We start from the raw sequence: 13,580 nt of genomic DNA, 5'->3' as shown, positions 1-13,580 counted from the left end.
AGGCTGTACTTTTGAAGTACAGTCCATTTTTTTAGTCGTCCATTTTAGAGACTTTATTGAAAATGAAATATCCAACCACAAACATGATAGAGAGAGCGGCAACACCTAAGTTTTGTTTACCTGTAATTTGTGTTACAACACCAATCAGCATAGTTCCTAAAAAGCTAGCGCCTTTACCACAGATATCGAATAGTCCGAAGTATTCACCGCTGGCATTTTCTGGAATGATTTTTGCGAAGTATGATCTAGATAAAGCTTGAATACCACCTTGGAAACATCCAACCGCAACTGCTAATACCCAGAATTCCCATTGCTTATCCAATTGTACGGCAAATAAGGCAATTAAGAAGTATGCGATGATTGCGACTTTAATTAATGAAGCTGTGTTTTTTGTTTTCGATAATACCGCAAATGTTAAACTTGCAGGGAAGGCAACAATTTGTGTCAACAATAAGGCTAATAGAAGTCCAGTTGTATTTAATCCTAAACTTGTACCATATGCGGTAGCCATATCAATGATGGTATAAACACCATCAATATAGAAGAAGAATGCTAGTAGGAATAAGAAGACTTTCTTTTGTTCCTTTGCCTTCATTAAAGTGTCTTTTAAACGAGTAAAAGTATCCAAAGCCGGATGTGCTTCTGGTTCAATATAGTATTTTTGTTTGTAGCTTTTTACTAAAGGAAGTGTAAAGGCAATCCACCACACAGCATTTAAAATAAAGGCAATCATCATAGCTGTCTTTAATGTCATGCCCATTTTGTCATACATTAATACAAAGACTAAACTAATAATAAATGGAACAACACTACCAATATATCCCCAAGCATATCCTTTGGAACTCACAGCATCCATTCTATTTTCTGTAGTGATGTCCGTTAACATTGAATCGTATACTATCAAAGATAATGAGTAAGCAACCTTTGCAGCTATAAATAGTACTAGAAACGCAAACCAAGAACTAGGAATCCAGAAGCATGCAAGGGCTAATGCTCCAAGCATTGCGGTTGTTAAGAAGATTTTTTTCTTGTGATCTTTATAATCAGCTAATGTTCCTAGGATTGGACCAGCAAGTGCAACAATCAATGTTGAAAGACTGGCTGCATAGCTCCAATAACTTAAGTAGTTGTGTTCAGCTACACCTTGTGAGCTTGAAAGATAATTAAAATAAATAGGAAGAATTGTTGCGACTAATAAAATAAAGGCAGAGTTTCCCATGTCGTAACAAATCCACTTGAATTCAAGTTTTGTTAATTTGTTTTTCATTTGATTTACCAACTTTCCAAAAATAATTATAACAATCCTGTGTATTGAACTTGTTAACTATTTGTTAATTTAATGATATATGTTTTAGGACGAATAATCTACAACAAAGTGAACATATTTTATAAGTTGTCGTTATTTTCATTTGAATACATGAAAATAATTGAAAAATGAGTATAATAATACTGATAAAAAAAGAAAATGGAGGAGATTATGGGTTATCGTATAGGATTCGACATTGGAAGTACAACAATCAAAGCGGTTGTTATAGATGAAAATAACCAAATCTGTTATAAAAGTTATGAAAGGCACAAGGCGCAAGTGCGCCAAAAGGCTTTAGATAAATTAATAGAATTAAAAAAATATACAAAGGAACCATTTAAATTCGCAATCAGTGGATCTGGTGCCTTAGGACTTTGTGAGCAAGGGGAATTACCTTTTGTTCAAGAAGTGTTCGCAAGTGCAACAGGCGTTTCTAAATTATATCCAGAAACAGATTGTGCTATTGAGCTTGGCGGAGAAGATGCGAAAATTCTTTTCTTTCAAGGAAGTGTAGAACAAAGAATGAACTCTACTTGTGCTGGAGGGACAGGTGCTTTTATTGATCAAATGGCAACCTTATTAAATATGTCATTGGAAGAAATGAACGAAGCTAGCTTAAACTATCATCGCTTATATCCAATCGCATCACGATGTGGTGTATTTGCGAAAACAGATATTCAACCATTAATTAATCAAGGTGTGGATAAATGTGATTTATGTGCAAGTATATTTCAAGCGGTTGTGGATCAGACAATTACTTCGCTTGCACAAGGAAGAAAAATCGAAGGAAATATTCTATTTTTAGGTGGACCACTTTACTTTATGAGTGGCTTAAGAAACCGATTCGTTGAAACTTTAAAATTGACAGATGTGCAGGTAAACTGTCCTGAAACGGCAATTAACTTTGTGGCTTTAGGAACAGCGCTTTGTGCAGATAAAGAATATACATATAATGAGTTGTATAAAATACTAGAGGACTTGGTGCATGCACCGGCTAAATTGGCAGAATCAAAGCCTTTATTTGAAAGTGAAGAAGATTATCAAAAATTTATTGAGCGTCATAAATCGCATGATGCAAAGTATGCCAAGTTAAAGGATTATGCAGGCAAAGCGTATTTAGGAATTGATTCTGGTTCTACTACCACAAAATTGGTTTTACTCGATGAAAATGATGCGATTTTATATGATTCGTATACATCAAATAAAGGAAATCCACTCGATGTAGTATTGGAAGACTTAAAAAAGATTTATGAAACAAACCCAAATATTAAAATCTATGGAGCCTATGCGACGGGGTATGGAGAAGAATTGATGCGTCATGCCTTCCATTTGGATGGTGGGATTGTTGAAACGATGGCACACTATACGGCCGCACGTTCATTTAATCCAGAAGTAGACTACATTCTAGATATTGGTGGACAAGATATAAAATGTTTTAAAATTCGTGAAGGACACATTGATGATATTGTGTTGAATGAAGCTTGTTCAAGTGGGTGTGGTTCATTCATTGAAACATTCGCAAAATCACTTGGATATGATGCGAAAGAATTTGCAACACTTGGCTTGAAATCAAAACATCCAGTTGATTTAGGAACGCGTTGTACGGTATTTATGAATTCAGGTGTGAAACAAGCACAAAAGAATGGTGCTAGTATTGAAGATATTTCGGCAGGACTTTGTAAATCTGTTGTAAAGAACGCATTGTATAAAGTGATTCGTGCAAAGAATAAAGATGATATTGGAAAGCATATCGTTGTACAGGGTGGAACCTTCCAAAATGATTCAGTGCTTCGTTGCTTTGAGCAAGAGCTTGGACTTGAAGTCATTCGACCAAGTATTGCCCCTTTAATGGGAGCTTATGGAGCGGCTTTATACGCAAAAAAATTACATCGTACTCGAAGTAATATTTTGAATTATGAACAACTTGTTAAATTTACGCATAAATCACAATCTGTTGCTTGCCAAGGCTGCAACAACCATTGTTCATTGACCATTAATACATTCAATGATGGAACGCGCTTAGTTGCGGGAAATAAGTGCGATAAGATGGTACATCGTGTTGAAACAAAGAAGGAAGAACTTCCAGATCTATATAAGATCAAAACGGATATGTTGAATGCGCAAAAGAAGAAATTTTCGCATGATAAAAAGATTGGTATGCCTCTAGTTTTAAATAATTATGATCTATTACCGTTCTGGACACGTTTCTTTGATAGCTTAGGCTATGAAATTGTATGGTCAACACCAAGTACAAAGGAAATGTATCATTCAGGACAACAAAGCATTCCAAGTGATACGGCATGTTTCCCTGCAAAAGTGGTGCATGGACATATTCAACAATTGATTGATAAAGGTATGGATGTGATTTTCTATCCATGCATGACATATAATGTGGACGAACATCAATCGGATAATCATTATAATTGTCCATTGGTTGCCTACTATCCAGAAGTAATCGCAGCTAATATGGATTTTGATAAGACAAAGATTGTATATCCATTTATTAGTTTTGATGACAATGCGACTTTTGCGAAGGCAATTCGTATGCATTTTGAAAAGGTGGGTATTCATTTTAATGAAAAGGATATTATTATTGCGAAAAATGCAGCAATGAATGAGTATGAAGCTTTTCATGAACAATTAGTAAAAGAACATCGAAAAGCAGTGGAATACGCACGTGAAAATAATTATCCAATTATAGTGCTTTGTGGACGTCCATATCATTTAGATCCGTTAATTAACCATCAAATGAATCAATTATTGACACAGTTAGGTTTTGTGGTTGTCAGTGAGGAAAGTGTTCCTAGACAAGCAAAACATAAAGTGAATGTGTTAAATCAATGGACATATCATGCCAGATTGTATCAGGCAGCACACTATGTGATTGAAAATAAAGATATGAACTTGATTCAGCTTGTAAGCTTTGGCTGTGGTATTGATGCGATTACGAGTGATGAAGTTCGAGATATATTAAAGGATGGAAATAAATTTTATACACAGATCAAAATTGATGAAATTGATAATTTGGGTGCGGCAAAAATTCGTTTGCGTTCCTTAAAAGAGGCAATTGCCCAACAGAAAGGAGCATAAAGTTGAGCTTAGAATACACATTATTTAATTCTGATATGAAGAAGGATTACACAATTTTAGTTCCTTCTATGCTTCCCATTCATTTTCGCTTATTGACACCAGTCTTTGCGAAGAGTGGATATAAATTAGAAGTTTTAACCAATGAAGGAGAGCAGGTTCGTGAAGAAGGATTGGCACACGTGCATAATGATACTTGTTATCCGGCTTTGTTGGTGATTGGACAAATGATTGATGCTCTAAAGAGTGGTAAATATGATATGAATCATGTAGCTTGTGCTATTACACAAACGGCAGGAGGGTGTCGTGCCAGTAATTATCTTTCATTATTAAGAAAGGCCTTGGCTATGGAAGGATGGCAACACATTCCTTGTTTATCGGCCAATGCGAGTGGACTTGAAAAAGGCAGTAATGTTGAATTTACTATGTCTTTGATTCTTCGCGTATTGTATGGAGCTTTATATGGGGATGCATTGATGTGGTTAAGCAATCAGGTAAAGCCTTATGAACTTGAAAAAGGAGCTACAGATAAAGCGGTAAATCAATTTATCGATGAACTAATTCCAACATTTGAGCATGGTTCTTATAAACAATCAAAGCGTATTTATAAAAAGATGATTGAAATGTTTAAGGCTATTCCACAAGATCGTACTCAGACAAAGATTCGTATTGGAATCGTTGGAGAAATCTATATGAAGTACTCTCCGTTAGGAAATCAGCATTTAGAAGATTATTTAATTGAAGAGGGCTTTGAACCTGTGCTTTCAGGTGTTATGGATTTTGCACTATATTGCGTTGAAAATTCAATTATTGACTATGAATACTATCATATGCATGCGAAAAATCACTATATATACAATATAGTAAAGGATGTTATTATGCGTATGCAGAAAACGTTTAGAGATATGGTAAAAAAGGATGGGACATTTAATGTGCCGGATGATTTTAGTGAAGTGATTGAAAATGGAAAAGCCTTTATTGACCCAGGTGTAAAAATGGGTGAAGGATGGCTTTTAACAGGTGAAGTTGTTTCATTGATTAAATCAGGTGCTTCAAATATTATTAGTGCGCAGCCATTTGGTTGCTTGCCGAATCATATTGTAGCTAAAGGAATGGTTCGTAAAATTAAGGATCAATATCCTGAAGCTAATATTGTAGCGATTGACTATGATCCAAGTGCATCGAAGGTCAATCAGGAAAATCGTATTCGTTTGATGTTGGCGAATGCCAAGTTAAGTGCAGAAATGAAGGCGAGTGTATGATGGAATTTGTATATGCTTATGCATATTTTATTTTGTATGCCTTTCTAGGATGGGTATGCGAAGATTTATATTGTGGAATTCCGGCAAAGAAGTTTATTAACCGAGGCTTTTTATATGGACCATATTGTCCAATTTATGGATTTGGTGCTTTATTAGTATTATACCCATTATTATTTGTGAAGGATTATCCAATCCTTGTGTTTATTCTTGGTGTTATTATTACAAGTACCTTGGAATATATTACAAGTTGGGTGATGGAAATTTTGTTTAAAACAAGATGGTGGGATTATTCCGAACGATTCATGAATATCAATGGTCGTGTTTGTTTGTTGAATTCAACTTTATTTGGCATTATGTCCATTGTAGTTGTTTATATCATTCATCCTATTATTCAAGATATTGTTTTAGATATTCCATTTACGGCATTAATGAGTTTCTTATCTGCCTTTACAATTGGCTTTGGCATTGACTGTGTATTTACTGTACTTGCCTTGCTTTGCCGCAAGAAAGTATTCCAAAAGGTACAAACACAGATGGAGGCTTTTAAAAAGGATTTCGAAGCAGAAAGTCAGTTGCGTGTTCAAGAAGCCCAAGAAGCTTTCCAAGAATGGATGCTGTCTCGTCCAGATTTATCAGAGCGTATTGAAGAATTACAGAATAGTTTGGATAACTTCTCTTTAGAAGCAAAAAAACATATTTCAAGGGCCTTCCCAGAACGTCGTATTTCTACTGAGATTCGTAATATTGTAGCCGATGGAAGATTGGCTATTGAAAAACGAAGATTGAGTGCAAATAAGAATGCAGAATTCTGTGAATTAACAAACATGGTCATGATTCAAGACGATAAAGGAAATGTTCTTGTACAAGAACAACAGAATCCAAATGGATATACGTTGCCAACAGGTCATATTGAGCTTGGTGAATCTTTTGTTCAATCAGCGATTCATGGTGTGAAAGAGAAAACAGGTTTGGATGTTGATCAATTAAAGCTTTGTGGAACAAAACAATTTACATCGAGTGATGGTTGTAGACATATTGTTTTCTTATATAAGACGAATGTGTTTAATGGAAACAAAAATGAGGAATCCAATTGGATTCCACTATCCAAAATTCATGATTATAAGCTGATTTCAGGCCTGGATGATGTGCTTGATGTGTTTAAAGAATTGGATTGTAATGAGCTTTATTATAATGCTCAATATCAATTAAAAAAATATTAGACTTTGTGGTTTACAAACAAAGTCTTTTTTTGTTATAATAACAAAGCAGGTTTATGCCTGTTCTCTGCTTCGCAAGAAGCCAAAAAAGACCAAAGGGAGGTGTACACATGAAAAAATATGAAATTATGTACATTGTAAATGCATCTTTAGATGATGCAGCGTTCAAAACAGTTTCAGATCGTTTACATGCAACAATCACTGACAACGGTGGTTCAATCGACAAAGTAGATGACTGGGGTGTGAAAGAATTCGCTTACGAAATCGATCACATGAAGAAGGGACACTATGTAGTTATCAACGTAACTGCAAACAATGCAGGAGTTTTCGAATTCCAACGTTTGTCTCGTATCAGCAACAATGTAATTCGTATTATGGTTGTTAAAACTGAAAGCGAAAAATAATCGAGGTTAAATAAAAATATGATCAATCGAGTAGTATTAGTTGGGCGTTTAACACGTGATCCTGAATTACGTAAAACGCAAAGTGGAACAAGCGTTTGCTCATTCACAATGGCAGTTGGCCGTCGTGTTTCAACACAAGGACAGCCAGATGCAGATTTTATTAACTGTGTAGCTTGGAATAAAACAGCTGATTTAATGACACAGTATTTACACAAAGGTTCATTGATTGGTTTAGAGGGACGTATTCAAACTCGTTCTTATGATAATCAACAAGGACAAAGGGTATATGTTACAGAGGTTGTTGCAGAAAGTGTTCAATTCTTAGAACCAAAAAATGCACAATCAAATTATTCAGCTCCAAGCCAAGATTATGGAATGAATCAAGGTTTTGCTCAAAATACATATGCTGCTCCTGTGCAGAATGGATATAATCAAAATTCATATTCAAATCCTGTGCAGAATACAAATAACGCATTTGATTCAACATTCAATGCAGATGACTCACTAGATATTGCTAGTGATGATTTACCATTCTAGAAAGGAAGGACTTACTTATGGCATTTAAAAAACAACGTATGGGTCGTAAAAAAGTTTGTTACTTCACTAAGAACAAAATTAAGGAAATCGACTACAAAGACGTAGAATTATTAAAACGTTTCATCAACGCTAACGGAAAAATTATTCCTAGACGTGTTACTGGAACTCGTGCAAAATACCAAAGAATGTTAGCAACAGCTATTAAACGTGCTCGTCAAATGGCTTTGTTACCTTACGTGGTTGACTAATTAGACTTCATATATTGAAGTCTTTTTTTTATTTTTATATAATATTATTATGATTAAAACGAAACAAATCACAAAAGGTGCTATGGTTTGCGCTATTTATGGAGCTTTATTATTCTTAAATCAACAAAGTGCATTAATGATTGAATCCAGTGCTTCTTGGATTTTTGCTTTTCCTGTGCTCATTTATACCGCGATGAGTGGAGTCAAAATGGGAGCTTTAGTAACCGTCTGTATGGGCTTGATGACAATGTTTTTCGGAGGATTTACAACATGGTTTTATAGTTGGACCTCTTTATTGATTGGCTTTTTATATGGAATAGGTGTTTTTAAGCATTTTAAGAACATGACAAATTTTATATTTTGTTTTATTCTATCTGTTCTAGCGAACCTATGCATTATTCTATTGTGGAGTACATTATTTGGAATTGATTTTTATGAAGATTTCCATTTAATTTCACAATATATTCCATTCATTAGTTTAAAGGTATTCACATATCTTATGATAGGCATGTTGGGCCTTTTACAGGCTTTATGCATACATTTAGTGGCATTAATGATCTGTATGCGAATGCATATGGATATTGTGCCACTGCAGCCTTTATCAAAGATACAAAGTCCAAGATGGGTAGGCGTTTTCTCTATTGTCATTTGGATTGGGTTCTTTTTAATTCAAAATGTGATAGAATGTCCAACGGGGATAGTTGATTTTACACAAGTTATTTTCTTTGTAGATTGTACTTTGTTACTATATTTTGGCGTTGTTTACTTTATGAGTTTATGTGTGAAGCACCAAAAAAAGAAATGGTCATTTATTTCTATTTTTGGCGCATTTATACCAGGACTTAACATGTTGTGGATGTTGATGGGAGAGTTAGACTGTCTTTTGCAGTTGAGAAGAGAATAGAGGTTTTCTATATGAAGCAGTTTGAAAAGTGGCGCAGTTTATGTGCTACAGGCCTTGTTTTAGGTCTTATTTTATCGATTCTGTTGTTTGTGAAAAAAGAATATATTTTCATGTTTGTTGCCTTAATCTTAGTGTTTATATTTACTTTTGCCTTTTTTGGTTTTTGGGCAGCCTTGAAAAAGCATGGGATGAAAACGGAAGTCGATATTTCTAGAGTTTTAGGAAAAGATGCGAAAGATGCATTGAATTTTGGAGATGTTGGTATTCTTACTTATAATGAAGAATATATTGTGACATGGGCCTCACCTTTTTTCAAAGAAAAGGGAATTGAATTAACGAATAATAAACTAACAAGCTGGATTAGTAATATTCGTACTTTATTTGATGATGATGTGGATATGGTGATTGGAAAGGCAGAAGGACATGTTTATGAAATCACGCGTAAAAGAGATGCTCAAATATTGTATGTGAAGGATATTACGGATTACTATAATATGCGCCAGCAGTATTTAGATAACGAAATCGTGATTGGTTTATTGCAGTTGGATAACTACATGGAATATCAGTCTTATGAAAATGAAGAAATCATGGCCCAAATCAATACACATTTAAGAGCTTCTTTAGTTACTTGGGCAAAAGACAACAAAATGTTTGTCAGACGTTTACGTTCAGATCGTTTCTTAGTTATTTTAAATAAAGAAATATTAACTGAGGTGCGTAAACAAAATTTTACGATTTTGCAGTTAATTAAGGATGAAGCAAATAAGTTAGATGTATCAATTACGTTGAGTATGGCCTTTGCGTATGGATCCAATGATTTTACTGTGCTAGATGATATGGTCAACGAATTGATTGAATTAGCACAAAGCCGTGGTGGAGATCAGGCAGCTATCCGTGCGAGTGGAGGAACCGTTCAGTTTGTGGGTGGAAATTCCGAAACAACTTCTACACGTTCAAAGGTTCGTGTGCGTATTATGGCTCAATCTATTCAAGAAGCGATTATGGAATCGAATCGTGTTTATATTGCAGGACATGTCATGAGTGATTTTGACTGTATGGGAGCTTGTCTTGCCTTATCAAACTGGGTACATGCGTTAGGCAAGGAAGTATATATTTTATTAAAAGATGTACCTAGAGATGAACAATTGCAGGAAGTAATGAATACATTTAGAAGTGTAGTGCAGGAACGTCATACTTTGATTACACCAGATGAAGCTATGGCAACCATGGACTTCAATAAGGATCTATTGATTATGGCTGATCATGGTATTCCGGCTATTTCGAGTGCGAAAGAGTTTGTGGATCAATGTAACCGTATTTTAGTAATAGATCATCATAGACGTAGTGACACGTTTGTAAAGCACACTTTATTAACGTATGTGGAAAGTACGGCAAGTTCAACTTGTGAATTGATTGTAGAATTACTTCAAAATATTCCAAACCATATTCCAATCTATGAATTGGAGGCTACTGTTATGTATTTGGGTATTTTAGTGGATACAAATCGATTTAAAATGCATACAGATGCTCGTACTTTTGAGGCGGCAGCAGCTCTACAAAATTGGGGAGCTAATACAAAGCGTGCTGAAAAAGCATTGTGCGAAGACTATTTGTATTTCTCTATGAAGAATGCGTTGATACAACAGGCTCGACCTTACTATGATCATTTTATGATTGCGGCTATTGAGGATGAAGTGTTAGAAAAAACAATGATGGCACAAGTGTCGCAGGCATTATTATTGATTAAGGGTTGCATGGCTAGCTTTACAATTGCGAAGGTTAGAACAAATCCTAGTGCAGTAGCGGTAAGTGCTCGTAGTGATGGTTCTTACAATGTTCAAAAGATTATGGAAAAATTAAATGGTGGTGGTCATTTTAGTGCAGCTGCCGTTGAAAGAGAGGACGTATCCGTACAACAGATGAAGGATATGATTCTAAAGTGTATTGAGGAGGAACAGAAAAATGAAAGTAATATTGCTTAAAGATATTCGTAAATTAGGAAAAAAAGATGATGTAGTAGAAGTAAGCGATGGTTATGCAAGAAATTTCTTGTTCAAAAATAAATCGGCTATTGCGTATACAAAGGGTTCTGCCAAAGTTCTAGATCAACAAATGGAAGAAAGAGCAGAGCATGAAGCAGAATTAAAGAAAGAGGCAGAAGCTTTAAGTGAAACTTTAAAGGGAATTACTTTAGAGTTTAGATTGAGTACAGGTAAAAATGGTGCTACTTTTGGTTCTGTTTCAAGTAAACAAATTGTTGAAGCCTTAGCTAAAAAAGGAATTCGTGTAGATAAAAGAAAACTTCAATTGGAACAATCCATTGCCTCTTTAGGGGTAACGCGTGTTCCTGTTGATTTATATCGTGGACAAGTGATTGGTGAAATTGTTGTTCATGTAAGTGAAAAGGCATAATATGTCTCGTGAAATGCCTAACGCAGTTTCTTTGGAACAATCTGTGCTTGGTTCTTTAATGGTATATCCAAGAGTCATTCAAGATTGTCAGGAACTCGATTTACATGCAGAAGAATTTTATTTACCTTCTCATCAGCAGATTTATCAGGCAATTTGTACAGTTCATGAAAATGGACAGCCAATTGATATGAATACGGTCGTAAATCGATTACAGGAAACCGATCAGTTGGAGTCGAGTCAAGGAGCAGATTATATTATTCGTTTGGCAGATTCAGCCATTTCAAGTGCGACATCAAGATCGTATATTGAAACAATTAAGAATAAGGCACAACTAAGAAGATTGATTTATGTTGCGGATAAAATCAGTGAAGAAGGCTATTCATCTGGTGAAGATATTGATACGGTACTAGATGATGCGGAACGATTAGTTATGGATGTAACTCGTCATCGTAGGGGAAGTGAATTTGAATCGAGTGAAGAAATTGTTACTCGTGTTATTAATGAATTAAAAGAGCTTCGTACGATGAAAGGTGTAACTGGAATTGAAACGGGTTATGTCTTGCTGGATCGTATGACAAACGGCTTTCAACGTGGAGATCTAATTATTCTTGCGGCTCGCCCAGCCATGGGAAAGAGTGCCTTGGCTTTAAATTTTGCGGCTCAAGTTGCGAAACGTAATGAAGGAGCGGTTGCGATATTCTCACTGGAAATGCCCAGTGATTCGATGATGAAGCGTTTAATGAGTTCTGAATCTCAGGTCTATTCGGATAAGCTTCGTAGTGGTAAACTGACAAATGAAGAGATGTCTCGTTTGTATGAGGCGGGTTCACATTTGAGTGAAAGAAAGATTTATATTGATGATACAAGTAGTATCAAGGTATCTCAGATTTTTTCGAAGTGTCGTAAATTAAAGAGTGAAAACGGCTCGATTTCTTTAGTTGTGATTGACTACTTGCAGCTGATTACAGGAACGCGTGCCGATTCTCGTCAACAAGAGGTCAGTGATATTTCGCGTAATCTAAAGATTTTGGCAAAAGAAATGGAATGTCCAGTTATTGCGCTTTCTCAGCTTTCTCGTAAGGTTGAAGAAAGAACAGATCATGAACCACAATTATCCGATTTGCGTGAGTCTGGATCTATTGAACAGGATGCCGATATTGTTATGTTCTTATATCGTAGTAATTATTATGATAAAGATAAGGAATCACAAGAAGAAACAGAGGTTGTTGATTTGTCTTTGGCAAAGCATCGTAATGGTGGTATTGGAAAGATTCAATTGGCTTTTGAAAAGAATATATCTCGCTTTACAAATTTAGAAGCATCAGGAGATGATATTTATGCGCATTGATTTATTGTGTAGTGGCTCAAAAGGCAATAGCTGTTTAATTCGTCATCAGAATACACAATTATTAATTGATTGTGGTTCAACCAAAAAGTATTTGATGGAAAGTTTTAAAAAAGTGAATGCCAAGGTGGATGACACGAATGGGGTTTTGATTAGTCATGCGCATTCGGATCATGTTTCGCAGTTAAAGCATTTTAATCATTTGGATGTGTATTCCTATTGTGATTTAAAGGATGCATTAGATAAGCATGATGTTATTCCCAATCAAAAGCTGATTATCAATGATTTAAGTATACAATTTTTAGGTTTATCTCATGATTCACCTCATACGATTGGGTTTGTGGTTGAATCAGATAGTGAAAAGCTTGTGTATGTAACAGATACAGGGTATGTGCCGAATCAAATTAAACCGTATATAGCGAATGCAGATTATTATATTTTTGAAAGTAATCATGATGTTAATCGTTTGATGCAGACAAAGCGTCCGATGTTTTTAAAGCAGCGTATTCTTAGCGATAGTGGGCATTTGAATAATGAAGATTCAAGTTTGAACTTAACTTCTCTGATTAATGCGAAGACAAAGAATATTGTCTTGGCACACTTGAGTGAAGAGGCGAATACGCAAGATCTAGCTCTGGATACTTTTTCAGATGTATTACTAAGAAAGGACTTACATCCTTCTGGAATTGATGTAAGAGCGGCAAAGCAGTTTGAAATTTTGACAATTGAGTAAAATTGTTTAATGATAAAAAGTAGAATGATTATATAAAATAACACTGGAAGTTTTGGAGGAATCCATTTCTTTCAGTGTTTTCTATTGAGGATAAGAATGTTATAATTAGGTCTATAAAGGTAGGT

The 13,580-nt window shown here is 35.1% G+C and carries 12 protein-coding genes; 11 read left to right on the top strand and 1 reads right to left on the bottom strand.

Features of this window, described 5'->3' with window-relative positions; translation table 11 throughout:
* Positions 1-31: 31 nt before the first annotated feature.
* Entirely contained in the window at positions 32-1,267 is a 1,236-nt protein-coding gene (locus DWY01_RS04075) for an MFS transporter (RefSeq protein WP_117993458.1), read from the bottom strand.
* Between the two features lie 210 nt (positions 1,268-1,477).
* Between DWY01_RS04075 and DWY01_RS04070 the strand changes: the two genes are divergently transcribed.
* The 11 genes from DWY01_RS04070 (at position 1,478) to DWY01_RS04020 (ending at position 13,455) form a co-directional block, all read left to right on the top strand.
* Entirely contained in the window at positions 1,478-4,396 is a 2,919-nt protein-coding gene (locus DWY01_RS04070; protein WP_199519865.1) for an acyl-CoA dehydratase activase, read from the top strand.
* Between the two features lie 2 nt (positions 4,397-4,398).
* Positions 4,399-5,655 (top strand): 2-hydroxyacyl-CoA dehydratase, encoded by a 1,257-nt coding sequence (locus tag DWY01_RS11875; protein ID WP_256372083.1) that lies wholly within the window; start codon positions 4,399-4,401, stop codon positions 5,653-5,655.
* A complete protein-coding gene (locus tag DWY01_RS04060; protein ID WP_117993453.1) occupies positions 5,652-6,875 on the top strand; it encodes an NUDIX domain-containing protein in 1,224 nt (407 codons plus the stop codon). Before DWY01_RS11875 ends, DWY01_RS04060 begins: the two co-directional genes overlap by 4 nt.
* A 107-nt stretch (positions 6,876-6,982) precedes the next feature.
* Positions 6,983-7,276 (top strand): 30S ribosomal protein S6, encoded by a 294-nt coding sequence (gene rpsF, locus DWY01_RS04055; RefSeq protein WP_117993450.1) that lies wholly within the window; start codon positions 6,983-6,985, stop codon positions 7,274-7,276.
* Positions 7,277-7,294: 18 nt separating this feature from the next.
* Complete coding sequence (gene ssb, locus DWY01_RS04050; protein WP_117993448.1) at positions 7,295-7,813, top strand: single-stranded DNA-binding protein; 519 nt, start codon at positions 7,295-7,297, stop codon at positions 7,811-7,813.
* A 17-nt stretch (positions 7,814-7,830) separates the two neighbouring features.
* Positions 7,831-8,061, top strand: coding sequence for a 30S ribosomal protein S18 (gene rpsR, locus DWY01_RS04045; RefSeq protein ID WP_003864783.1), 231 nt, complete (start codon positions 7,831-7,833; stop codon positions 8,059-8,061).
* A 49-nt stretch (positions 8,062-8,110) separates the two neighbouring features.
* Positions 8,111-8,965 carry a DUF2232 domain-containing protein gene (locus DWY01_RS04040; RefSeq protein ID WP_117993443.1) on the top strand — a complete coding sequence of 285 codons (855 nt, stop codon included), beginning with the start codon at positions 8,111-8,113 and terminating at the stop codon, positions 8,963-8,965.
* 11 nt (positions 8,966-8,976) lie between these two features.
* The gene (locus DWY01_RS04035) at positions 8,977-10,947 is read left to right on the top strand and encodes a DHH family phosphoesterase (RefSeq protein WP_199519864.1); all 1,971 of its coding nucleotides are present in this window, start codon (positions 8,977-8,979) and stop codon (positions 10,945-10,947) included.
* On the top strand, positions 10,928-11,377 hold the full coding sequence (gene rplI, locus DWY01_RS04030) for a 50S ribosomal protein L9 (protein ID WP_117993434.1): 450 nt from the start codon (positions 10,928-10,930) through the stop codon (positions 11,375-11,377). The genes DWY01_RS04035 and rplI overlap by 20 nt, the downstream gene beginning before the upstream one ends.
* Position 11,378: 1 nt before the next feature.
* The gene (dnaB, locus tag DWY01_RS04025; RefSeq protein ID WP_117993430.1) at positions 11,379-12,725 is read left to right on the top strand and encodes a replicative DNA helicase; all 1,347 of its coding nucleotides are present in this window, start codon (positions 11,379-11,381) and stop codon (positions 12,723-12,725) included.
* Positions 12,715-13,455 carry an MBL fold metallo-hydrolase gene (locus DWY01_RS04020; RefSeq protein ID WP_117993428.1) on the top strand — a complete coding sequence of 247 codons (741 nt, stop codon included), beginning with the start codon at positions 12,715-12,717 and terminating at the stop codon, positions 13,453-13,455. The genes dnaB and DWY01_RS04020 overlap by 11 nt, the downstream gene beginning before the upstream one ends.
* Positions 13,456-13,580: the final 125 nt, after the last annotated feature.

It is taken from the genome of Eubacterium sp. AF22-8LB (assembly GCF_003458715.1).
Lineage (GTDB): Bacteria > Bacillota_I > Bacilli_A > Erysipelotrichales > Erysipelotrichaceae > Holdemanella.
The sequence above is the reverse complement of the archived record's forward strand: the minus strand, read 5'-3'. Positions and strand labels throughout refer to the sequence as shown.

Bases quoted from the DNA above. Each gene is read 5' to 3' on its own strand.
- DWY01_RS04075 (WP_117993458.1), bottom strand. From the start codon at position 1,267: ATGAAAAACAAATTAACAAAACTTGAATTCAAGTGGATTTGTTACGAC.
- DWY01_RS04070 (WP_199519865.1), top strand. From the start codon at position 1,478: ATGGGTTATCGTATAGGATTCGACATTGGAAGTACAACAATCAAAGCG.
- DWY01_RS04060 (WP_117993453.1), top strand. From the start codon at position 5,652: ATGATGGAATTTGTATATGCTTATGCATATTTTATTTTGTATGCCTTT.
- rpsF (WP_117993450.1), top strand. From the start codon at position 6,983: ATGAAAAAATATGAAATTATGTACATTGTAAATGCATCTTTAGATGAT.
- ssb (WP_117993448.1), top strand. From the start codon at position 7,295: ATGATCAATCGAGTAGTATTAGTTGGGCGTTTAACACGTGATCCTGAA.
- rpsR (WP_003864783.1), top strand. From the start codon at position 7,831: ATGGCATTTAAAAAACAACGTATGGGTCGTAAAAAAGTTTGTTACTTC.
- DWY01_RS04040 (WP_117993443.1), top strand. From the start codon at position 8,111: ATGATTAAAACGAAACAAATCACAAAAGGTGCTATGGTTTGCGCTATT.
- DWY01_RS04035 (WP_199519864.1), top strand. From the start codon at position 8,977: ATGAAGCAGTTTGAAAAGTGGCGCAGTTTATGTGCTACAGGCCTTGTT.
- rplI (WP_117993434.1), top strand. From the start codon at position 10,928: ATGAAAGTAATATTGCTTAAAGATATTCGTAAATTAGGAAAAAAAGAT.
- dnaB (WP_117993430.1), top strand. From the start codon at position 11,379: ATGTCTCGTGAAATGCCTAACGCAGTTTCTTTGGAACAATCTGTGCTT.
- DWY01_RS04020 (WP_117993428.1), top strand. From the start codon at position 12,715: ATGCGCATTGATTTATTGTGTAGTGGCTCAAAAGGCAATAGCTGTTTA.